The sequence below is a fragment of the Pokkaliibacter sp. MBI-7 genome (assembly GCF_029846635.1).
GTDB lineage: Bacteria > Pseudomonadota > Gammaproteobacteria > Pseudomonadales > Balneatricaceae > Pokkaliibacter.
In genome coordinates, this window is the sequence record NZ_JARVTG010000001.1 from 3,791,298 (window position 1) to 3,814,845 (window position 23,548).

Annotated in this window: 15 protein-coding genes; 2 read left to right on the plus strand and 13 right to left on the minus strand. The window is 46.0% G+C overall.

The features are described from left to right. Window positions 1–67: 67 nt before the first annotated feature. Entirely contained in the window at window positions 68–1,201 is a 1,134-nt protein-coding gene (locus QCD60_RS16775; RefSeq protein WP_279787242.1) for a glycosyltransferase family 4 protein, read from the minus strand. Window positions 1,202–1,537: 336 nt separating this feature from the next. Between QCD60_RS16775 and QCD60_RS16780 the strand changes: the two genes are divergently transcribed. Further along, a complete protein-coding gene (locus tag QCD60_RS16780) occupies window positions 1,538–2,578 on the plus strand; it encodes a hypothetical protein (RefSeq protein WP_279787244.1) in 1,041 nt (346 codons plus the stop codon). Between the two features lie 70 nt (window positions 2,579–2,648). Then, complete coding sequence (locus tag QCD60_RS16785; protein WP_279787246.1) at window positions 2,649–4,661, plus strand: rhamnan synthesis F family protein; 2,013 nt, start codon at window positions 2,649–2,651, stop codon at window positions 4,659–4,661. A gap of 81 nt (window positions 4,662–4,742) precedes the next feature. Here the strand turns inward: QCD60_RS16785 and QCD60_RS16790 are convergent, their stop codons facing one another. The 12 genes from QCD60_RS16790 to QCD60_RS16845 form a co-directional block, all read right to left on the minus strand. Beyond that, entirely contained in the window at window positions 4,743–7,115 is a 2,373-nt protein-coding gene (locus QCD60_RS16790; protein WP_279787249.1) for a M10 family metallopeptidase, read from the minus strand. A 387-nt stretch (window positions 7,116–7,502) separates the two neighbouring features. After that, a complete protein-coding gene (locus QCD60_RS16795) occupies window positions 7,503–9,041 on the minus strand; it encodes a calcium-binding protein (protein WP_279787251.1) in 1,539 nt (512 codons plus the stop codon). Window positions 9,042–9,887: 846 nt separating this feature from the next. Beyond that, window positions 9,888–11,249 carry an HlyD family type I secretion periplasmic adaptor subunit gene (locus QCD60_RS16800; protein ID WP_279787253.1) on the minus strand — a complete coding sequence of 454 codons (1,362 nt, stop codon included), beginning with the start codon at window positions 11,247–11,249 and terminating at the stop codon, window positions 9,888–9,890. Then, on the minus strand, window positions 11,242–13,440 hold the full coding sequence (locus QCD60_RS16805; protein WP_279787254.1) for a type I secretion system permease/ATPase: 2,199 nt from the start codon (window positions 13,438–13,440) through the stop codon (window positions 11,242–11,244). The genes QCD60_RS16800 and QCD60_RS16805 overlap by 8 nt, the downstream gene beginning before the upstream one ends. Before the next feature lie 370 nt (window positions 13,441–13,810). After that, on the minus strand, window positions 13,811–15,355 hold the full coding sequence (locus tag QCD60_RS16810) for a glycosyltransferase (RefSeq protein WP_279787256.1): 1,545 nt from the start codon (window positions 15,353–15,355) through the stop codon (window positions 13,811–13,813). Continuing rightward, entirely contained in the window at window positions 15,352–16,293 is a 942-nt protein-coding gene (locus tag QCD60_RS16815; protein ID WP_279787258.1) for a hypothetical protein, read from the minus strand. Before QCD60_RS16815 ends, QCD60_RS16810 begins: the two co-directional genes overlap by 4 nt. Window positions 16,294–16,318: 25 nt before the next feature. Then, on the minus strand, window positions 16,319–18,259 hold the full coding sequence (locus QCD60_RS16820) for a rhamnan synthesis F family protein (protein ID WP_279787259.1): 1,941 nt from the start codon (window positions 18,257–18,259) through the stop codon (window positions 16,319–16,321). A gap of 24 nt (window positions 18,260–18,283) precedes the next feature. Beyond that, window positions 18,284–19,330, minus strand: a complete 1,047-nt coding sequence (locus tag QCD60_RS16825; protein WP_279787261.1) for a hypothetical protein — start codon at window positions 19,328–19,330, stop codon at window positions 18,284–18,286. Between the two features lie 233 nt (window positions 19,331–19,563). Continuing rightward, window positions 19,564–20,244: a class I SAM-dependent methyltransferase gene (locus QCD60_RS16830; RefSeq protein ID WP_279787263.1), complete on the minus strand. Its 681-nt coding sequence runs from the start codon at window positions 20,242–20,244 to the stop codon at window positions 19,564–19,566. Window positions 20,245–20,526: 282 nt separating this feature from the next. Beyond that, window positions 20,527–21,099: an acyltransferase gene (locus QCD60_RS16835; protein WP_279787265.1), complete on the minus strand. Its 573-nt coding sequence runs from the start codon at window positions 21,097–21,099 to the stop codon at window positions 20,527–20,529. Then, the gene (locus QCD60_RS16840; protein WP_279787267.1) at window positions 21,099–22,211 is read right to left on the minus strand and encodes a DegT/DnrJ/EryC1/StrS family aminotransferase; all 1,113 of its coding nucleotides are present in this window, start codon (window positions 22,209–22,211) and stop codon (window positions 21,099–21,101) included. The genes QCD60_RS16835 and QCD60_RS16840 overlap by 1 nt, the downstream gene beginning before the upstream one ends. A gap of 20 nt (window positions 22,212–22,231) precedes the next feature. After that, window positions 22,232–23,488 carry a hypothetical protein gene (locus QCD60_RS16845; protein WP_279787269.1) on the minus strand — a complete coding sequence of 419 codons (1,257 nt, stop codon included), beginning with the start codon at window positions 23,486–23,488 and terminating at the stop codon, window positions 22,232–22,234. Window positions 23,489–23,548: the final 60 nt, after the last annotated feature.

Here is a 23,548-nt window from a genome sequence, read left to right on the forward strand (position 1 = left end):
TCCAGCTCTGATCTTCATTTCAACTTACACGGACAATATAGACGGTAGGTTTGAAGGCTTTGTTGCGCTACTTGGTGTCAGTGACGAGAGTGTCCAGCACAGGTGATTCTTTCAAGGGGGCAAGCAGGTTGATATACGCCTTGATCACACGGTTCACGTCAAAGGACTTCTGCATTTTAATACGCCCTGCTTGTCCAAGCGCTATTCGCTCAATGTGAGACATATTAGCAATTTCTGTCAGTGCATCTTTGAGTGACTGAGCATTGCGTGGCTGACATATGAGCCCTGTCAAACCGTGATCAACCGCATCCCGGCAGCCAACGGTATCAGTCGTAATGATAGGCTTAGCCATAGCCGCCGCTTCAAGGAGCGAGCGCGGTACTCCCTCGCGGTAGTAAGAGGGTAAAACAACGCAGTCTGCCTGAGCAATTTTCGGTGCCACATTACTCACACCGCCCAGATAGTTAATGACGCCTTCTTTGTGCCAGGCTTTGATCTGTGACTCACTGATACTGTTGGCGCTGCCGGCGTCCACATGGCCTAGCAGCAGAAATTCAACATCCGATCGTTCGGCCTTAAGTTGCCTGGCCGCTTCGACAAACTCCTCAACACCCTTCATCCGCAACATACGTGCAACCAGAATAAATCTGACGATGCCATCGTTTGGCGCTTCTGTTGGAATGAAGCGGTTCAGATCAATACCGCTACCCGGTATTCGAGATGTCTTGTCGGCGGCTACATAGCCACGATCAATGAATAGAGTGCGATCATCCTGATTTTGGAACAGCACGTGATGAGCTTTGGGCTGCGATATCCTGAATAGAAATTGTGCCACCCGATTCATCATTGTTGGCTCAGCAAAAAGCGTTCCTAAACCGGTGATGTTATTGATTGCGGGAATATCCAGCCAGTGAGCTGCAAGGGTGCCATAAACATTGGGTTTGGGTGTGAAGTTGAGCACAGCCTGTGGCTGGCGCTGACGAAACAAGCAGAATAACTCCCTGCAAGCGATAAGATCTTTAAGCGGGTTGCCACCCCGCCGATGCATATGCAAGGTATGATGCCGCTGGCTGATTGCTTGCAGCTTGACGGTGTAATCATCTTCAGGTGCTACCGTCTCAACCTCCCAGCCTGCCTCCTGTAAATCCAGGATCAGACCTTGATGGAAGTTGAATAAGTACCAAGACGTATTGGCAATCATTAGGCAACGATTCACGCTAATCCTTAAGCTGGTCTGGTAACACAGAAGTTATGCAAGCGGTCATCTTTATTGTTGGTATCCTTTCCAGCAGCACGGATGGAGATTCTGTGTTAGATGCATGGCTTGTCTCAAGTGAGACTCTGAGCACTCCGGTGTCGAAGATCAACCCGGGCGGTTCAGTTATGTGAGGCAGGGAGCCATCATAAACCACTTTGCAGGAAAAGTAGCAAGCACGTAGTTTTTTGCTCCCAAATGTTATCTAAATGGGAAGTTGTCTCATTTGTCGATGAGGTTTTTCTCTCATCGAAGTTATGTTTAGCGACTAAGGAATACAAGGTGAGTTTGTCGAAGCAGCAGCTGCAAGATTTTGGTGTCTGTTTTATTGGTCCTGTATTGGCGCATTATTTCCGTTGGCTGGGGGAGCAGGTGAGTCAGTATGGTGTTGACAACCTGCTTTTTCTTGCGCGTGAGGGGTATTTTTTGCAGCAAGGGTATGAGCGGCTGCGGTATCAGGGGTTGGTTCCGGATGTCCAGACCCACTATCTGCTGGCTTCACGTACCTTCCTATATCGGGCCATGCTAGATCGCCCTGAATGCTGGGAACTGGCCCTGCAGGGAGCATTTAGCGGTAATCTAAAACAGCTGTGTGAGAAGCGGCTGGGGCTGATGAATTCAGAGGTAGACAGCATCTTCAGTCCTGCGCAAAAGGCAATGGAAGTTGTCTTGCCTGATGATAAAGAAAAAGTAATACGTGTATTCAAAGAGCATGTTTCTCAACTTGCTGCTTGTGCTCAGCCTACCCGAGATGCCTACTTGCGCTATTCCGCACCTCTGCTGTCATCACCTGACTCAGCGCTGGTCGACTTGGGTTATAGCGGTACTATTCAAAAGCTGATAACGCTGTTGCATGGTGCTGATACACGAGGCTTTTACTGGATAGCGACTCGTGCCGGTGAGGTCGAGGTCGGTCAATGCCGGGCTAGAATGCTCGGCGCGCTAAAAGAAGGAGTTGCTCTAGGGCAGGGTTACATACCGTTGGACCGCTCGCTGTTCCTTGAGGCTGTATTGACCTCTCCCAATGGCCAGCTGAAAAATATGTCAGTTGATTCATCAGGGAAAATACAGATGACCTACGGTGGATTAACGCATGTACAGCGTCATTTTCATGAGGTCGAAGTGATCATGGCAGGAGCCATGAGCTATGCAGAGGACATGTTGCGATCTGAGGCGGTAGTGACTGGGCAGGATGTGGAAAATATGTATGCTGCAATGATTAAAAGCTTTAGTAACCTGCCTGCAGAATTGAAAAGATTATTTGATATTGATGATGATAATGCCGGACTTGGTGTGATCAATCCGCTGACAATCTTCGCATGAATGAAAATAATTGAAGTGAAAATATATTGCCCTATTTAATGGCTGTTTCACAAAAGAAAGGGTTTTTCTGGTGTCACGGAAAGTATTGGAAAAAAAGCTCAAAGATTACCTGCGTAAGCGTAACCCTCAGGCATTGCGGTTTCTGGTCAAGGTTAAACAGCAATGGCGCAAAAAAAAGCTACAGCAGCAGTTTAAAGCAATACAGGTCAGGTCTGATGCCGGAGATGCAGCATTGTTAGAGCAAGCGACACGGGACCGCTTATTTGACTTTGAATGGTATAACAGTAGAAGCCTCCATCAGTTTGGTGATGTATCTTCCGCATTCACAGATTTTTGCAGAAAGTCTCGGTATTCCAATATTTCTGCTTCCGCGAAATTCGATACTGAAGACTATATGCGGCGTAACCTGGATGTGTACTTTTCTGGTATCGGTGCGCTAGAACATTATCTGTACGCCGGTCAGCAAGAAGGCAGGGAGATCCAAGGTGTCAAACAGCTCTGGCAACCTTCACATGTGCTTCCCATCGATCTGGCTGATAATAGCTATAAAAATATGCGCATAGCCCTTTGTCTGCATATTTATTACAAAGACTTTATTGAGCGCTTTGCCAGTCTGTTAAGTAGTTTACCAATAAAGGCTGATATTTATGTCAGTGTTGCAGATGCTTCTTGGTCAGGAGAGGTAAAGTCAGCATTTGGAAAATGTCCAGAGGCGGGAGATATTCATTGTGTAGTTTCACCCAATCGCGGAAGAAACTTTGGTCCATTACTGGTGGAGTTTAGTGAAAAGCTTAAAGGCTATGATCTGGTAGGTCATCTGCACTCCAAAAAGTCTCTTTATTCAGGCCGTGAGCAGACGCAATGGTCAGACTATCTGAATGAATATTTGTTAGGTGATGCTGGCGTTATACGTGGTATTTTGCAGTTGTTTGCTCATAACGCAGATTTGGGAATGTACTTTCCTACCTCTTACTGGCTAATGCCAAGCTGGGTAAATCATTGGACAATGAACAAACAGGCAGCCAGAAGCTATCTGGAAAAGTGGAATATCGCTCTGGAGGAGGATTTCCTGGCCTATCCTGTTGGAGGAATGTTTTGGGCACGCCCAGCTGCTCTGCAGCAGCTGTTTGATCAGACATGGTCATACAGCGATTTTCCAGAAGAGCCGCTGGCCAATGATGGTTCCGAGCTGCATGCGCTGGAACGTCTTCTACCTCTGCTCGTGAAACATAATGGCTACAAGCCATTTTTCTATCATCCACCGACAGGGCAGTTCACTCTCGATAAAGGCTACATCTATACACAGTATCATCAGCCTCTCAGTGAATATGCCAATCAGCTGCACAATGTAGATATAGCCAGTTTTGATCTGTTTGATACGTTACTACAGCGTCGCTATTACCAGCCAGATTATGCAAAGCTCAAGGTAGGCCAGCAGTTGTTTGCCGCAGGCGTTGTACCGAGTGCCCAGCAGTTCGTGGCAGAGCGTAATCAAGCCGAGTTCGAGTGCCGGCAGTCACGTCAGTTCGCTGGCGACGTTGGGTTGATCGAGGTTTATCAACGTCTGGCTAAGACCTTGAATTTACCAGCCGATGCAGTAGCCATGTCTGAACTAGAGTTTGAAATGGATCTGGAGGAGTGCCTGCCGAAAGAGGAGGTGGTGACGCTGTTCAACTCATTGATTGAAAGCGGAAAAAAAGTGTTTCTGGTGTCTGATACCTATTATTCCAGCTCTCAGATAGAGCGGTTGCTGTATCACATCGGTGCCCGGCACCCAGATCAAATGTGGGTTTCCAGCGAAAATGGGTTGAGGAAGGATAACGGTAGTTTATGGCGTGAGCTGGCAGAAAAAACCATTGATAAAGGCATCAAGGTCGCTCATATCGGTGATAACGTCGTTGCGGATGCTCAAATTCCGGGAGACTTCGGCTTTCAGAGCCTGCACATTCTTAATCCGATGGATAAATGGAAGGCAATGGGTCTGCCAGGCGGGTTCACTCATGGCGAAATGAATGAGCTGGAAATTAAAAAGTGGGGGCGACTGATATGTGCAAACGGGCGTTATCCTTTACTTAAGCATTAAAGTGGTTAGTTAATAGCGTATTCATCCAGTTTATAGATTAATCAACGGCACCGAGGTGCCGTTGATTATCTGGCAGTGATGTTACGCAGCAGCGCTGTTCCAGTTTGCTGAGATCACGGTGTCCAAGCCTGCATAGTCAGCATTGTTCAGTGTCATTTCCCCGGTGGCAGGCGGATTGAAGGCCGCCATGGCATTGACCAGATTGTCGATCTGAGAAGACAGCAGGATGTCACCAGAGGCTGTCTGGAACTGATCGATCTGAGCCTGACTGTCCTGATACCAGTTCTGCAGGGTAGAGCTGTCTGAGGTGCCGATGATCGAGACCAGCAGATTGTCGCCCTGGCGAGTGAACCACAACTGATCGCTGGCAATATCATTACCGAACAGCAGCGTGTCTGTGGCGTCAGAGGCGTCGAAGTTATTGATCGTATCCTGTCCATCACCACGACCGAAGACGTAGGTATCGTTACCTTCGCCACCCACCAGATGATCATTGCCTGCGCCGCCTATCAGGCGGTCATCACCATTCTGACCGAACAGCTGATCGATGCCATCACCCCCATTCAGTACATCGTTACCGTCACCGCCGATCAGGCGGTCATTACCGTCCTGACCGACCAGCTGATCATTCCCCGTTTCACCATACAGGGTGTCGTTGCCGGCACCACCGATCAGGCGGTCATTACCCGCACCGCCGACCAGCGTGTCAGCCCCTTCCTGACCATAGAGGGTATCGTTGCCGTCACCGCCATTAAGCAGATCGTTACCCGCGCCGCCGACCAGTGTATCAGCGCCTTCCTGACCGTAGAGGTTGTCGTCACCGTCACCGCCATTGAGCAGATCGTTGCCCAGCCCACCAATCAGGCGGTCCGCACCCTTGTCGCCATACAGGTTGTCATCACCTTCACCGCCGTTGAGGAAGTCGTTGCTGTCTCCGCCAATCAGGCGATCGTTGCCTTCCTGACCATAAAGTGCATCCTCTCCGTTTTCACCGTTGAGTACGTCATTACCCGCTCCACCGATCAGGCGATCATTGCCGTCCTGACCATAGAGGAAGTCATTGCCATCCATGCCCTGCAGCTGGTCATTGCCTGCACCGCCAATCAGAAGATCATTGCCATTGCCGCCCACCAGGGTGTCATTGCCGTCTTCTCCACGCAGGGTGTCGTCACCCTCGCCGCCGTTGAGCAGATCGTTACCCTGACCACCCACCAGAGTATCGTTCCCTTCCTGACCAAAGAGGGTATCGTTGCCGTCTCCGCCATTAAGCAAGTCATTACCCAAACCACCGACCAGGCGGTCATTACCCGCTTCGCCGTACAGGGAGTCGTTCCCTTCATCACCCTGCAGGGTATCGTCGCCCACGCCGCCAACCAGGCGGTCATTGCCTAAACCACCGATCAGTACATCGTTGCCCTCATTGCCGAGCAGGGTATCGTCCCCTGCGTTGCCGGTGAGGACATTGCGCAAGGCATTACCGATCAGGCGGTCGTTGCCGCTGCCACCGATGGCATTTTCGATATCTACATTGAAGGCGATACCCAGATTATTACTGCCATCATACAGGTCATCATCAAGGTAGCCTGCGTTGGATTCGACCTGATAATAGATAGAGCTAAGAGTGCCCTGGTGCAAATCAATGACAGAACCATCACTGAAGTTGCTGATAGAAATAGTATCGTTGCCACCCGCATCCCAAATAGTTTCAATAAAAGGGGTGCTGGGATCAAAGGTATAGACATCATTACCTGCGTGGTAAGACATGTTGGCACCATACAGATACTGAATGGCTGCGATGTCGTAGATCATGGGAGTCGAAGGCTGAACATAACCATAGCTTCCAGAGTTGTCATAAACCCAGCCATTGGGATGTTCGTTGTAAGACATCACAGTAGTACTGAGGTCATACCCAGCTGTATTGCCTTCGCCTTCGGGATGATTAAGGCCCAGAGCATGGCCAATTTCATGGATAAGGGTCAACGAGCCAAGATGTCCGGATGTCAGGTCGGTACCGCTCCAGATATCCTGGGCAGGATTCAACCATACATCTCCACTCCAGCTCGGGTAGTTGGGGAAGTACGCCCAGGCAAGAGAGTCACTGTCCATAAGGTCGTAATACGCTACACGTATATCGCCGACAGTAGTCGGACTCTCATTCACCTTGGTAAAGGTGATATTGGCAACGTTGGACCAGGTTGTCAGTGCGGCAGTAAAGGCATTGGCCACTTCACTATTTACGGGGGTCATGAAGGTAGGCTCATCACCCAGCGGGTAGTCGGGCCAAGAAGCATTGGCACCTGGGATGCTATAGGTAATAGTGGCACCCGTGCCCTGAGCCCCTCCCCATTTGTAAGTGAATTCGTTTTCTAAAAGTGCATTGATATAACTGGCTGTATTACTCCCATCGACAGAGGAGTAGGTGTTGGTTCCAGTTGAATTATTAGCAGTGGTCATAGTTCCCTCTCGAACATATTTACGGTACTACAGCAAAACACTTAAAGAGTGAGTTAGGCAGTGGTATTGATCCCGCTCACGGCATACCGTTTCTAAACCGGCGTAGCCAGTGTTACGTCGGGCCAGTTCTCCTGTGGCGGCGGCTTAAACGCTGCCATGGTGTTACTCTGGTTATCGATTTGGGAGGATTACAGTACATCACGTGGCTACATTGAATTGAGCCAACTGTGCCTGACTGCCCTTATACCTGTTCAGAAGTCTTAACTATCAGAGGTGCCGATGAGCTTTGTAGTTTCTCTGGGCTTTCACGGCATCCACATCAATCTCTCAAATATATGTTTTTATAAATAAACGGCACCGAGGTGCCGTTTATTTATCTAGGCACTGTTACGCAGCAGCGCTGTTCCAGCTTGCCGCGATCACGGTGTCCAAGCCTGCATAGTCAGCATTGTTCAGTGTCATTTCCCCGGTGGCAGGCGGATTGAAGGCCGCCATGGCATTGACCAGATTGTCGATCTGAGAAGACAGCAGGATGTCACCAGAGGCTGTCTGGAACTGATCGATCTGAGCCTGACTGTCCTGATACCAGTTCTGCAGGGTAGAGCTGTCTGAGGTGCCGATGATCGAGACCAGCAGATTGTCGCCCTGGCGAGTGAACCACAACTGATCGCTGGCAATATCATTACCGAACAGCAGCGTGTCTGTGGCGTCAGAGGCGTCGAAGTTATTGATCGTATCCTGTCCATCACCACGACCGAAGACGTAGGTATCGTTACCTTCGCCACCCACCAGATGATCATTGCCTGCGCCGCCTATCAGGCGGTCATCACCATTCTGACCGAACAGCTGATCGATGCCATCACCCCCATTCAGTACATCGTTACCGTCACCGCCGATCAGGCGGTCATTACCGTCCTGACCGACCAGCTGATCATTCCCCGTTTCACCATACAGGGTGTCGTTGCCGGCACCACCGATCAGGCGGTCATTACCCGCACCGCCGACCAGCGTGTCAGCCCCTTCCTGACCATAGAGGGTATCGTTGCCGTCACCGCCATTAAGCAGATCGTTACCCGCGCCGCCGACCAGTGTATCAGCGCCTTCCTGACCGTAGAGGTTGTCGTCACCGTCACCGCCATTGAGCAGATCGTTGCCCAGCCCACCAATCAGGCGGTCCGCACCCTTGTCGCCATACAGGTTGTCATCACCTTCACCGCCGTTGAGGAAGTCGTTGCTGTCTCCGCCAATCAGGCGATCGTTGCCTTCCTGACCATAAAGTGCATCCTCTCCGTTTTCACCGTTGAGTACGTCATTACCCGCTCCACCGATCAGGCGATCATTGCCGTCCTGACCATAGAGGAAGTCATTGCCATCCATGCCCTGCAGCTGGTCATTGCCTGCACCGCCAATCAGAAGATCATTGCCATTGCCGCCCACCAGGGTGTCATTGCCGTCTTCTCCACGCAGGGTGTCGTCACCCTCGCCGCCGTTGAGCAGATCGTTACCCTGACCACCCACCAGAGTATCGTTCCCTTCCTGACCAAAGAGGGTATCGTTGCCGTCTCCGCCATTAAGCAAGTCATTACCCAAACCACCGACCAGGCGGTCATTACCCGCTTCGCCGTACAGGGAGTCGTTCCCTTCATCACCCTGCAGGGTATCGTCGCCCACGCCGCCAACCAGGCGGTCATTGCCTAAACCACCGATCAGTACATCGTTGCCCTCATTGCCGAGCAGGGTATCGTCCCCTGCGTTGCCGGTGAGGACATTGCGCAAGGCATTACCGATCAGGCGGTCGTTGCCACTGCCACCGATGGCATTTTCGATATCTACATTGAAGGCGATACCGAGATTATCGGTACCATCATAGAGTAGGGAGTCTTTGACTCCATTGTGCGTAGGTATGTCATATCCAATAGAGCTCAACTCTCCCTGATTTAGGTTAATAGTTGAGTCAGTTGTGAAATTGCTAATGGAAATTGTGTCGTTACCACCTGCATCCCAAATCGTCTTCACAAAAGGCGTGTTGGGATCAAAAGTATAGGTATCGTCTCCCGTGTGATATCGCGTATTGGCTCCATACAAATATTGGATTGCAGCTATGTCGTAAATCATTGGTGTAGATGGAGTGACATAGTGGTACGTAAATGTTGATACGTTGTCAACAATTACATTATGGTTATGATTATTAGACATCACAGTTAGCGTGCTGTCATATTGATTACCTATGTCATCTAGACCGAGTGCAATACCTAATAGTTTAGTTAGATAAAAGTACCCTTCATCTCCCTTATTATATGCGATTCCTGAAGAGAGATTATTGTTCGCCCATATATCTACACGGGTGTTATTATACAGGCTCCAAAATACATCATCTGTGTGGTCATCATTTCCAGTGGGGCGCTGTGTTGCATAGGAGCTGCCAGCAAGGTTGATATCAGATAACGAGAAACGGTTGCTTGAGAGAGTAAATGTAACATCAGCTACTGCAGCCCACGCCTCTGCAGCAGATTCAAATGCGTTTGCAGCTGATATATTGACGTCGCTATGAGTGCTTGTTTCTGTTCCCGTAGCATAATAGCCAGTGTAAGCTGTTGCATAGGGTCTGTTGATAATTAAATCGGCTCCTTGCCCTAATACTGAGCCCCACTTTGAAGTACTATCTCCAAGTAAATCCTTTATTACTCCCTCTGAACTGCTGGTATCTATGGAGTAAATTGTGTTGTTGAGCATTTTTATTTCCTAGTGGTGTGTAAATTGCCTAATGCTTTCCTAGCGTTCCTTTAGGCTTTCATTTTTATAACGTAGCAATGGAGAAAGGAAAAACTCAATTACTCGTCGCTTTCCAGTTTCTATTTCTGCACTCACAGCCATACCCGGCGACAGGCGTACCTGTTTATCATCAATATCCATAGTGTCGCTATCGAGCGTGATAAGTGCTCTGTAACGCTGCCTGTCTTGTCTGTCCTGTGTGGCATCTTCAGAAAGCGCAGCGACTTTGCCGGTTAAAACGCCATATTTGGTGAAATTGAACGCGTTAACCTTCAACTCGACATGCTGGCCTGAGTGGACAAAGCCGATGTCCTGGTTCTCTACCCAGGCTTCAACTTCAATAGGCCCATCATCGGGGACGATTTGCATCAGCACCTGAGCAGGGGTGACGACACCACCAATGGTGTGAATAGCTAGATCCTGAACTGAGCCATCGATAGGAGAGGTGAGGGTGAACTGGCTGAGGCGCTGTTCGGCTTTACGTTTTTCCTGAAGCAAAGAATCGCGTTGCGTGACCTGTTGTTGCAGATCATTGAGGGCCGTCTTGTAACTCTCATGGAGCAGTGCGTCACTGGTGGCCTGATTGGCGCTAATGGCTGCTGACAACTGGTCTCGCGTGGCCTGCTGTACACGCACATTCTCTTCCACCTCGATCAGGTCCTGCATCAGTTCCAGATATTGAGCCCTGGAGCCCAGTTGTTTGTTTTGCAGTGTTTTCAGGGCAGTTACACGCTCGCCGATAACACCCTGCAAGCGCTGATTCTTGAGCATTTCTGCTTCTGCGACCCGTTGCTGTGCCTGCAGCCGCAACCGCTCCTGCTCACCCTTGCTGATATTGGCCAGTAGTTCGTCAGCTTGCTGTTGCAGCTGCAGGTATTGCTGTCGCTGATCAGCGTTAGCAGGGGAGGCTGGTAATAAAAATGTCGTTACAGGAGCAGTGCGCCCCTGCTCAAGCCAATGCGTATAGGCAGTGAGCCGCCAAAGCTGTGCCTCGGCATTCTGCAACTGTGCAGCGTATCGGGCCGCGTCGCTGGCTGCTGCGGTATCTTCGAGCTGGATCAGCACATCACCCTGATGTATCCGGCTGCCATCAGCGACCAGAATACTGCTGACCTTGGCGCTTTCCAGTGCCTGAATCTGTTTCACACGAGCGCTGGGGATCACTTTACCTTGAGCAGAAGCGATGATGTCGACCTGGCCCACGCAAGCCCACACAATCGTGATGATAAAGAGTGCCAGAATAGTCCAGAGGAACGTACGCGCCAGTGGTACCGGCGGAGTTTGCTCAAGTTCAATGGCGGCAGGCAGAAAGCTGTAGATGTCCTGCTGGCGCAAGGGTTGAGTGACGGCGTTATTAGCCATGACGGTCCTCCTTGTCTTCTGCTTTGGAGGCAGGAGCGGAAGGGGTGACCTGACGAATGGTGGGTTGATGAGTCTGATAGCTGTGCAGTCGGGCATAGTAGCCCTGTTGATCCAGTAGAGTCTGATGGTCTCCCTGCTCAATGATTCTACCCTGATCGATCACCAGAATACGGTTGGCATGACGTACGGTACTGAGCCGGTGGGCAATGATAAAAACCGTACGACCATGACAGATGCGCTGCATATTCTCTTGGATAATGCGCTCGCTCTCATAGTCCAGCGCACTGGTTGCCTCATCAAATATCAGAACAGGAGGATTGCTGATCAGAGCTCTGGCAATGGCAATGCGCTGACGCTGGCCGCCAGAGAGAGTTGAACCCTGCTCGCTGACTTTGGTGTCATAACCATCCGGAAACTGGCTGATAAATTCATCAGCACCGGCTAGGCGAGCAGCAGCTATTACTCGTTCCATCGGCATTGACGGATCAGCGATGGCGATATTGTCCCGTATGCTCAGATTGAACAGACGACTCTCCTGCAGAACGACGCCTACCTGACGACGCAACCAGGAGGGATCCAGCTGAGAAAGGTCCCGGCCATCAACCTTGACGCTACCGCTTTCCGGCAGATAAAGCTTTTGTATAAGCCGGGTAATAGTGCTTTTCCCAGAACCTGAGCGGCCGACGATGCCGATAATCTCTCCGGGCTGTGCAGTAAAGCTGACGTCGTTAAGTACGGGCGGAATATTGGGCTGGTAGCGAAAGCTGACCCGCTCGAAGGATACCAGGCCTTTGATCTTGGGAGGGGTTGATCGGTTGGGGTTGTAGCTTTGTTCGGTGGGCGTATTAAGGATGTCGCCCAGTCGGTTAACCGAGATGCGTGCCTGCTGGAAATCCTGCCACAGCTGTACCAGTTTCAGGATCGGGCTGCTGACCCTGCCTGCAATCATGTTGAAGGCAATGAGCTGGCCAATACTCAGTTCATTACTCATCACCAGTGACGCGCCGACCCAGAGAATAAGGACGGTGGTGATCTTGTTGATCAGTTGCGCAAACTGACTGGCAACGTTTCCAAGGTTGGAAGCTTTAAAAGAGGCGGCGACATACCCTGCCAGATTTTCCTCCCAGCGGCGCTGCACCTGTGGCTCCAGCGCCATGCTTTTGACCGCCTCGATGTTGGTGACGGACTCCGTAAGGAAGGCCTGATTCTCTGCTCCACGCTTGAACTTCTCATCAAGCCGGCTGCGCAGTATGGGAGTAATCAACAGGGAGAGAACAACATAGAAGGGAATAGAGCCAACAACGACCAGCGCCAGCACAGGGCTGTAGTAGAACATCACGGCAAAGAAAACCAGGGTAAAGAACAGATCGATGACCAGTGTGAGTGCTGTACCGGTAATGAAGTTGCGGATCGACTCCAGTTCCTTTACACGAGCGACAGTATTGCCTACCTGGCGTGAGAGGTAATAGGCAACAGGAAGCCGAATAAGATGATTGAAAAGTTTTGCGCCGAGGGAAACATCTACACGGTTAGTCGTATGCGTGAAAATATAGTTACGCAGGGCGTTCAGAATGACATCAAAGACGGACACGATGATCAGTCCAACAGCCAGCACATCCAGGGTGCTTAAGCCTTTGTGGACCAATACCTTATCGATGACAACCTGAAAAAAAAGGGGGGTTATCAGAGCAAAAATCTGAATGAAAAAGGAGGCAATAAATACATCCGCCAGGTGCTTTTTGTATTTAAGCAGTGCCTGGGCGAACCAGCTCAAACCGAAAGCCCCCCCGGTACTGTTCACCTCTGCTCTTCGCGTAAGCTGAATGATTTGACCAGACCAGCGTGTAAGAAAATCCTCGGTAGATAGTGTTTCAGGAGAGGTGCTGGCGGGTGACTGCAGCAACACTTTGCCCTCTGCCACACTGGCAAGCACAACAAAACTGCCGTCTTTTATGGCTGCAATAGCTGGAAGGTTTAGCAGAGTGAGTTGTTCAAGGCGGGCAGTACTGACTTTGGCTCGCAGGCCCAGTGAGCGTGCGGCCTGAATAATGTCACTGCTGCCAAACGGCCGATCATTCCGCGCAAACTGATGCTTCAGTTGGGTAGGATCTACGGGAAGTTGGTGATAGCGCGCGAGTAGGACCAGACAAGCGAGGCCACTGTCGAGCACGGAACTGTTCACTTGTTGCATCGTAAAGGAGTGCTTACATAAAATTTTCCAAATTTTACAGTTTGATATTTTTTTGTAAATTGAAATGTTGTTGCTGGTAACAGGTGACTAGCAAGTTACAGATAGAACAAGGGTTGGCTGAATTTTTGAGAGCAGAGAGCAGAGAGCAGAGAGCAGAGAGCAGAGAGCAGAGAGCAGAGAGCAGAGAGCAGAGAGCAGAGAGCAGAGAGCAGAGAGCAGAGAGCAGAGAGCAGAGAGCAGAGAGCAGAGAGCAGAGAGCAGAGAGCAGAGAGCAGGTCTAGCAAAGCGCTAGACCAAAACTTAAAAGAAGATACCAAAAAACGAGATTCAAAAAATCAGATTTTTAAGGCATCAATTGATAAACAAGTAACTATTCATTTATCAATGTTTGTAATAACGCATACTCTTCTTTAAAGTGGCTATTTATCACTTCTTTCTGATACTCAGTGAGTATAACATCGCTCGTAATTGGCGAGCCACTAATTGGACTTTTTATTAGATTGCTAACAAAAGATACTTTCTGGTCTGGGTTGATCTTTTCAGAGTGCTCTCTGTTATATAGAAGGACCTCTTCAATGTTTCTAGGGGAAAGGTTTATTGCATGTCGAGAGAGGGTCTCCTTGTTATTCAATGGAGTGTCAATGCCAGCTAAGGAAAGAAACGTCGTGACAGCATTGTTTGATATGCCTGCTTTAAGCGGAACTATCTTAACCGAGTCTTTTCCAAAAACTTCTATTAGCTTAGATATAAAAGAAGCGTATTGTAAAATTCTCTTTTTATCTGTGGTGACAATTTCATTATAAAAATCCCAAACTGATTTTTTGTAGTTTGGAGCGCATAGTTTGTAAAAATCAGAAATGACACACTGTTTATATAATGTCTGTACTAGACTGGGTACTTCTTGAATAAATATCACTAACTCAACTTTCTTAAGCTTGAGCTCTAAAGATTTCAAAATTTTTAGCTGCTCATCGTATTCAAGTCTTGACGCCAGGCTTTCCGAGGAAATGACTGCAGTTTTATACCCTGCACACTCTGATACCAAATTGGAGATAGTATGCTCAGAGGAAAGGTTGTTCATCAGTTGATGATGTGCTCGGCTATTGTTTGGTCTGCCGGTCGTTGGATATATGCAATCTATTTTTCCCAGTTGCTCTACGTTATTCAAAAATACATCTTGGAGCTCAAGGCCATAGGTACAGGGCCAGCCTAAATGAAAAATATAACTAGTAGATTGGTTGTTCTTACCTAAGGGAGTGGGAAATATGCCCTTTTTTTGCTGATCAAGCCATGTATTGCTAAATTTTGGATTACGTCTGTACTCGAATAGTGAGCCGACAGCCTTCCTGAAGGAAATAGCATGGACTGAGAAGTTTGCTGAGTTACTTCTGAAGTATGCGAGATTTTTATTTATAACGCCAGGGCCGGATGCATTTATTACATCATGGTTAAATTTGCGTTGTCTGAAATTTCCAATGACGTCGTCAATACACTTTTTAATAAATGGAGATTTGGCAGGTGCACCAATAATCGAGTTTGTAAAATGTGCTGCGTGCTCTTTCCCAATATAATTAGAAAAATCGTCTCTTTGTAGTAGAACGAGTTCATTGCGACAGAGAGTGTTAAGGCTTTTTCTTAACTCCATTGATAAGTCGACATAAAATCCTCCAAACTCATATACAAGCATGAGTCTTGCTAAATCGCATCGAGAAGCAGGAATCCTATTATCTGAATACAGCTGCTGTACTTCAGAGCCATAATGCTCTCCTATAAACTCTCTCATGAACTGATCATCAATCAGTCTATATTCATAATCAGAGTTTGATGTTCTTGTGCGATGTATGGCATCGAAGAAAATAGGAAGCAGGTTGGCGCTACTATGGCAGAATTGAAATATTTTTTTGGGTATGGTCATAAGTCTGCAGCACTTTTAAATTCTTCTAGTCTGATCCCAGGTGGAATAACTTTTATAGGAGAATATTGTTTTTCAGGGAATAGTATCTCGCTTGAAGTGAACTCTCTAGCCACAGCTAAGTTGGCATTGTAATAATTTCTGTCAAGTGAGTTTTGTTCTGATGCTGAGAATATTATGTGAGTGTCTTTTTCAAGTGGGATATTTTTCGATAGTTGAACGACTCCATCTCTGGTTGCTTTATATTTATCAGCATCTTTACTATGCACTCTGCATCTGTTTTTTACTAATGCTAAGCATCTTGTTGGAAGTGACTCATTAATTATTTTTTCACCTGAAATAAACGATGAATCAATGCTAATACCGAAGTTACCGATAAAATCAGTAACAATGTTGGAACTGTAAGGAACTACAATTACGTTACCTTTTCCCACGGCGTTAGACCACCTCATCACATTCTGATGAAAGTTAAGCCATGTTAAATTCCTCAATGTAAGGCTGAATAAGCTGTCTTGATACCTAACTTGTGGGTCTTTTATAAGTTGATTGTAAAGTGAAATAATAAGCTCAGACTGCCTTCTTACAGTAAATATCACTTTTACTTTGGTAAAGCGATCCTGCACAAAGCGTTTAAAGTCTGAGTCAGAGAAGTAAAAGGGGGATAGTTCTGATGATAAAAGAGTGTTGGGGAGATTTGACTCAATTATCTCTTGGTCTAGTTTTCTAATTGCGTCTATAGTTGTTAGATTACTTCCATAGGGGCCGCTGCTTTGAAATGCAAGAGCAAAAGGGTGATGGGAGTGATCTGCCCACTGTATAGATTGGGGATACAGGATGCCTTTTTCTGAAAGCAAGTTTCTGTTGTTCTGCAATGCGGATTGAATTGCGGATGTGCCAGTTTTAGACCAGCCTACATGCAGATAAAGAGTGTCAAATTTCACGATTAAAACTCAATTAATAAGTTACTTATCCACCGATTAATGGGTAGTTGCCATTGCTACTAATCAGACTGCCCCATTTGAGAATATGAAGCTCATCTAACTTCTCCGTGTTCTTAAATACATCAGGGAAACCGCAGGCAATCCATTTGTCGTTGGGGTGAAGAATATGGAATGTACTAAAACCGAGGTCGCCGGGTATTTGTGCATCTGCACGAACGTTGTCACCGATATGAATCAGCGAGGAGATTTTTTTCTCCATTACTTGCTCCTTCATATACCGCCACATAGTGCCGTTATCTTTACGTTTCTGCTCTTCACTCGAAACTAGCAATTGATAACGGCCATGAACGCCGACTTTTCGCAGCATCTTCTCAATTTGGTGAGGCGTATAGTAGGTGTCAGAAATAATAAATAGGTTTTTCTCACTTTGTGACAGCTGATTAAACAGCTCAACCATCTCATTCTTGGGCTGAATCATAGCCAGATCGTAGGAGAACTCCTGCCACATCCATTCATCCGCTTTCGATTCGGGTACGCTTAGTGAGCTGGCGATACGCCGATAAATGGTCTCAATGCTGATATCACCCTGAAAACTGGACTCTTTACGAAGTTCGAATTCGGTTTCGTTGCGCAGCCTGACAAAGGCTTGTGCATCAGTAATGACACCTTGCTCTGCCAGTGATTTTCCTAGCAGTAACTTTGCGTAGTCTGGCTCAGAAAATTCACGCCGCACCAAGGTATCGAACACATCAAAGGAAACCGCATGATGTGCATGAATTGCACTGCTGACGGATTCCAGTGACTGATTGTAGTTCATGTAGATATAGCTGGAGTCCTGAGTGAACTGCCCGGTAGGTGGATAGTAGAAAAACTGTTCAAAGCCATTGTGCTCGGTAAGAACGCCTAGTAGTCGTTCGATAGCATGCAACATGGAGCCATCATTCGGAAGAGGCTCTTCAGGGAAGTCTTCATAGCTGAAGTTCCGGCTTAAAAGTTGCTGCAACGCCTTGGGCCTTGCCCAGAACATGCCGCCTACAGGATACGGCAGGAAATCGCTCCGCAACTGTGCCTGCCATTCATCAAGAAAGGGCTGGGCAAAACTTTTGTTACACGTCCAGTGATTGACCCAGCTCGGCATCATCCAGAACGAAGTAGGGTAGTACAGACCAAGTTCAGGATGGTCGCTGAACATATTGAGCAGGCGGGTGGTGACTGAAGAGTCTTTCAGGATGAACTCGTTCTGATAGTCAGACCACTGGGTTTGCTCTTTACCAGAGTACAAGGACTTCTTGGAGTGTAAGTGACAGAACAGATCATATTCCTGCAACTTGCTACCGTATTCCACCAGCAGCGGGCCGAAATTACGCCCTCTGTTGGGCACTACGACCGCCTCAATCTGTTTGATATTTTTGAGCTTGCCAAAGCGCGCTTTTGCCGGCGCTGTATATTCCGGTTTAGAGAGAGTCAGCAGCAGGTCGAACTCAACAGGAAATTGCACCAGCGTATGATAAAAGCGCTCTATGAAGTCCTCGTAAAAGATGTGCAGATGTACAGCAACCTTCTGCTCTTTAGCGCTTTCTGTAAGGAGTGTAGAGGCTTTCAGCTCGCTGGAAGGGCTCCACTTATTGGTAGCTGGTGTAGCCATCCGCCCTTCGCGTTGCCCGTGTTCAAGGTAGTGGGCGAGAGGGCATAAACCCAAGTGATAAACATCGAGATGAAGCTTGTGATAAATCTCGGTATCGAACCCAGGAGAGGGGTTAATATTGGCAAAACTGGATTTCCGAAAGTAGTCAAAAAATAGCTCCTCCAGATCGTTGCTCTCAAGTTTGTAGGTCTCTTTATACCAGGCTGGATCAAACAAGCCGCTTTGCAATGCACTCGATAGAATACCTGCTCGGTAAGAACGTTGAGGATCTTTGTTCCCCTTGATAACCTGTTTAAGTTGTTTTTTGAAAGGTATTTTCATAAGTGAGGATGTCATCCAGAACGCTTAAAGGCAGAAAAACTGCAAGGGATTAATAAAACTGTTTCCTGAAATGCTGTCATCTGCCATGAACAAGTGCCAACTTTCCCTGGGCAACATATTGCGTCGCGTCACATAAGGTTTAAACAACTGCTCTACCTCTTCGACGCTGTAGGTTATGCAATGACGATGGCAGTGGGCAACGTGTGACAGGGCGCCTTGCATCACGTGCTCCAGATCGATGAAGTAACGCTGAGCGTTGGTTTCTCTGCCGTAATAGAAGGTAAAGGGCATTTCTTTTGTGCCACCCAGCTGGTCGATGTCAACAAACTGCCCATTAGGAGAAGTGAGTAAGCATTCGACAAACATCGAGCGATCCAGCATAAGATAACCATCACCCAGCTTCACCCCCTCCTTGAAGCACCCATGCATGGTCACCTCCTTGCCCGCGACGATGCTCGTACCAGGTTTGGTGGCGATAACATAGAAGCCTTCCGTATGTTGTGCAGTCAGCAAGGTGAGGAGCTTCTGAATAGTCCCAGAATAGCCAAGATCCAGCAGCATTGGTGTGAACTGCGAATCCATAAAGCCAACGTGCTGCAGATAGGCAAGATAGGCTTCGCGGCTTGGGCGAGTTTGCTCACGAAGTAGCTCAAGATTGTCTTCCAGAAACGCTTCCATCGCCTGCAGGTCTGAACTGCTTGACAGATCAACACTCTCTTTAAGTAGTGTTTTATCGAAAATCAGCGAAAGTGTCTGTTGAGTGAAACCAAATCGATCTTGCAGAAAAGACCCAACGGTTCCTACATATTGCCCAGCAAGCGACCACTGCCAGGAGTCAGGCAAATGGATGCATATCCTGAAAAGAAATGTACGTGATGCAAGAAGATAGGTGCTATCTATATTGGCCACTTTTAGCGCCTGCTGAAGAAAATATCCTTCGCGAGCCAACGCAAATAATTTGAATGGGTGCTCAGACGTTTTTCTGGCAATCGCAGCAACATAAGAAACTAAAATAGGGCCAACGAAAGACTTTCCGAGACTACGCAACGCAATGGTGTTTTTTGCTACCATCTTTGAACCTCAAAGACTGAAAGAATGCTATTAATGGATTATTTCACTAAGTGTGCTCGATAAATACAGCCAAAAAATAGAATAACAATTTTCATTGCAAGTATCGAAGAAAAGGAGGTAACTCAATAGGAGTCATATAGCAAAGATATGAATGTCACTATTGATGCTGTTTGTATTCCATTAAATAGCCATCCAGTGAAGTATGACGAAAGATCACCATCATGTGTCAGTATCTAGTTTTTAAGGCTAAATCTGGCCATTTTCTGATTCCTGGGATGTTGCCAATCTCCATACATCGTGAAATTAAGGCCAGCAGATTCTGCAGCACTAGCTATCTCATCAACAGAATAGTGAAATGGATCAGAGTTGTATTTCGTCACAATTCCACCTGGCTCTTGCCTGATATTCTCAGCGTGCGCTGAATTCGGCGCTTGAAAGAAGGTAGAGTAATACTGACCAGCAGGCTTTAGGTTTTCTCTCGCTTTACTTAAACAAATTTGAATTATATCCAACGGTAGGTGTGTGAAAAGTGATACCGATATCATGAAGTCAAATTTCTGATTAAACTTTTCTATTGAAAAAGAATCATCCACAAGAAGGTTTGAATTCTTGAATGAAAGGCCCGCCTCAAGCATTTCCACTTTACCTGCATTTATAAGAGAGCTATTAATGTCGAGGCCAAAATAATTTCTCTTTTCAAGATAGTTGATAAAGTGCAAACCACCTCTTAAGCATCCACAGCCAATATCAAGTAATTTGTGTTCAGGTTTCAATCCTACATGGCGCATGAATTCAAACTGTAACTTACCAATTTCCTCCCACATTCCGCCCACAAATGCCCGGTGAGCTTTGTTGCTAACGTCGCCTTCTGTTAGTTCTTTATGATATGAGTTAATACCTTTCATTTTGTTCATTAGCTTGAACCTTATTTTTAATGACAATGTATGCTCCAAATAAATTTGGATCACAAAACAACAACTAACCACACATACTTAATGTGGAAGTCGGAGCATCAATCAGTACGGAGTATAAAGTCTCTGAAAAGTATAGTTTGAGCTAAATGGCAAAGGTGCGCCAAACTAAATTGGCGCTGAGCTATTGGTCCTATTATTAAGGCTTGGGGCTAGTGGCTGCAGTCAAGCACGGAGGTAAGTGTCAAGAGTTGAGGCTAATGTTAAGTATCACTAAATATTTTTCTATATATTTCCTATAGAACTCAGATATTTCTTTTCAAGATCTAGAAAATCCATCTTCCGCTCCTTAATTTTCTTGATAGGAATACCAGCATAGACACCGAAGCGTTCACAGTCTTTATTAACTAAAGACAGTGATCCTATAGCTACCCCTTCTTCTAAAGTAACGTTTGGTAGAATTATTGAGCCCGATCCAATAATAACGTGCCTTCCGATATGTACTGGGGCATGAGTGACACTTTTGAACTCATCAGGAATCATAGGGTTTGTCATGGTAGTGCCCGAATAGTCATCACTACTGCTGTAAATTGAAACCCTACTAGAAATATTTGCAAAATCACTGATAACTACCGCCTCAGCACCTATGATCGAGGAGTAGACAGCTAGATGAATGTTGTTTCCAATGTGTACTCCCCCTTGGCCTGCTGAAATAACACAGAAGTCATCTATTCTTACATTATTTCCGATTGATATTTTTTGACAATTATAGAATGAGGCTTTATTTGAAATGAAAACATTTTCACCAATATTGGCGAAATTCATATCGAGTAATTCCGGCAGTGTTAGTATGGCCATTAATGAGGTTTCCTAATCCAGTCGACAATTCTAATGAGATCCACATCACTAAGACTAGGATAAATAGGAAGACAAAGAACCTTTTTAGCGATAGAGGTTGCTATTGGAAGATTAGCAGGGCTGGCTGACTGCATTCCTCTATACATTGGAAACTCACTGATTAGTGGGTAAAAGTAGCGCCGACTATATATGCCATTTTCTTTTAGAAAATCATAGAGTCCGTCCCTTGATAGCTTATATGAAGGCTCGACCAATATTGGGAAGTAGGAGTAGTTAGCTTTTGCTTGGCCAGATTGAGGTACAACTGAGATTCCATCAACTTTATCTAGCTCAGTTCTATAAAACTTATCAATTTCCTTTCTTCTTGTTAATGCTGATTCGATATGATTAAGTTGTAATAATCCGAAAGCAGCATTTATTTCACTCATTTTTCCATTTATACCAGGGGCGACGACAGTTACTTCATCTACTATACCAAAGTTCTTTAAATTATTTATTCTCTGCTTGGTCTTTGTGTCGGGGCATACGATTGCGCCGCCTTCAAAAGTGTTAAAAACTTTAGTGGCATGGAAACTAAGTGCACTTAAGTCGCCATGGCGGAGAATACTGCCAGTGGAGTCGTTAACACCAAATGCGTGGGCAGCATCATAAATAACTTTAAGGTTGTAGTTAGTAGCAATTTCTTCTATAGCCTTCACATCACAAGGGTTGCCATAACAGTGAACTGGCATAATTGCGGTGGTTTGTGGTGTAATAGCCGCTTCTATTTTTTTAGGGTCAAGGTTTAGAGTTAAAGGGTCAATATCAACAAAAACAGGTTTAATCCCATTCCAGAGTAAGGAGTGTGCAGTCGCTACAAAAGAATAAGGAGTTGTAATCACCTCCCCAGCTATCCTCAATGCTTGTAGTGCGGTTAGTAAAGCAATAGTGCCATTATTGAATAGAGCTATTTCAGGGACGCCAAGATACTCACATAGTGCGGCTTCCAGCTGCTGATGCATAGGGCCACCATTCGTAAGAATTTTATTATTCCAAATCTCCTCTAGATAGGGAGTGAATTCTTCTAGGGAAGGGAGAAAGGGTTGAGTCACAAAGATCTTTGAATTCGACATTCTATTGCTCATTTAAGTAGTTAAAGCTCTGAGTTATCTTTTAAAAAGACTATTAATTTAGGATCTTTTTGTGGGATAAGAATTTTATTAAGTGTGGCTAGGTTTTGACTTGTCGTTGCTACCTTGTACTCGTGGTCGCTCATTAATTTTTTGAAATAGATAAGTCCGCTTTCAATAGAAGGTTCATAAGGTGGATTGCCTATTAAAGATTGACAATCTGAGTGGTTAAAAAGAACCACAGGGATTTTCATTATTACTGCATTTATGCCTGCTACTTTTCCGCCACCGGTGACGCCAGGAGGTTGAATGTAAATGTCTGAATCCTCCAGTACCTCATGGACATTATCTACAGTTCCCTTTATCACTACTCTATTAGATTTAATAAGAGAGTCGAGGGTATTAGTTATTCCAAGGAAGTTGTCTTTACTACTCTCACCATAAATGTTCCATACAACACGTTTATCTTTGAAAATCGATAGCAGAAATAAATCCAATATTTCAGAGGTGTAATTACGCAAGGATCGAGAAGTTCTGTCTGCTCCTATGATGCTGATCAAATTAATTTTGCTTTTGTTTTTTAAAATACTGTCTTTAGTCTCCTTTAGAAAGTAACTCTTTTCTAATTCGTTTAATTGAATTGATGGCGTGAATTTATATATTTTTTTGCTATGAGTATTATTGAGGTCTAAATGTGTAATAATAGATTTGGAAAATCTGCTAAGTCCGTTCTCTTTATTAAATGGGAGGTCGATTAAATTAAATGATTCAGAAAGTATTGAGTCAAGATATAAGGTTTGTAAATTGTCACGTGAAAGAATTACGTGCTCTGGCATAAATGATTGAATTAGTCTCAATGTGCTTTCATAGGACGACTTTAGTGGGCTTTGAGGATCATCTATGATTGCTAGATCAATCCTTACTCGAATTGCCTCTGATGGAGAAAGATAGTTATTAATGCTATCAATAAAAATTCTATTGGAATAGGAGAAAGATGCTTGTTGGAAATTATGTATATCTAAATATTTTCCTGTAATTATAATTTGAATTTCAATTTCTTCGGATGAAATCAAGAGGGATTTCATCAGAGAAAGTAATACATCCTTATGTGATGAGTTATCCTTAAAAGGAATGTGTGACAAAATAAAAGTTATTCTGTTTGATAGTTTTATTTTAAAGAGTCGTGCAACTTGATGTATATCAGCAGATTTCTCAGGAGGAATTGTGCTGGAATTCAATCCTCTACTATCTTTTAATAGTTTATCTACATCTTTGATCATGTTCAAAAGCACAGATTTACCACCTCGTTATGCAATGTAAGTTGCATCAAATTAGTTTAA

What these genes read in the sequence shown, in the direction of transcription:
- QCD60_RS16775 (WP_279787242.1), bottom strand. Translation starts at nt 1,201, where the DNA reads ATGATTGCCAATACGTCTTGGTACTTATTCAACTTCCATCAAGGTCTG.
- QCD60_RS16790 (WP_279787249.1), bottom strand. Translation starts at nt 7,115, where the DNA reads ATGACCACTGCTAATAATTCAACTGGAACCAACACCTACTCCTCTGTC.
- QCD60_RS16800 (WP_279787253.1), bottom strand. Translation starts at nt 11,249, where the DNA reads ATGGCTAATAACGCCGTCACTCAACCCTTGCGCCAGCAGGACATCTAC.
- QCD60_RS16805 (WP_279787254.1), bottom strand. Translation starts at nt 13,440, where the DNA reads ATGCAACAAGTGAACAGTTCCGTGCTCGACAGTGGCCTCGCTTGTCTG.
- QCD60_RS16810 (WP_279787256.1), bottom strand. Translation starts at nt 15,355, where the DNA reads ATGACCATACCCAAAAAAATATTTCAATTCTGCCATAGTAGCGCCAAC.
- QCD60_RS16820 (WP_279787259.1), bottom strand. Translation starts at nt 18,259, where the DNA reads ATGAAAATACCTTTCAAAAAACAACTTAAACAGGTTATCAAGGGGAAC.
- QCD60_RS16825 (WP_279787261.1), bottom strand. Translation starts at nt 19,330, where the DNA reads ATGGTAGCAAAAAACACCATTGCGTTGCGTAGTCTCGGAAAGTCTTTC.
- QCD60_RS16830 (WP_279787263.1), bottom strand. Translation starts at nt 20,244, where the DNA reads ATGAACAAAATGAAAGGTATTAACTCATATCATAAAGAACTAACAGAA.
- QCD60_RS16835 (WP_279787265.1), bottom strand. Translation starts at nt 21,099, where the DNA reads ATGGCCATACTAACACTGCCGGAATTACTCGATATGAATTTCGCCAAT.
- QCD60_RS16840 (WP_279787267.1), bottom strand. Translation starts at nt 22,211, where the DNA reads ATGTCGAATTCAAAGATCTTTGTGACTCAACCCTTTCTCCCTTCCCTA.
- QCD60_RS16845 (WP_279787269.1), bottom strand. Translation starts at nt 23,488, where the DNA reads ATGATCAAAGATGTAGATAAACTATTAAAAGATAGTAGAGGATTGAAT.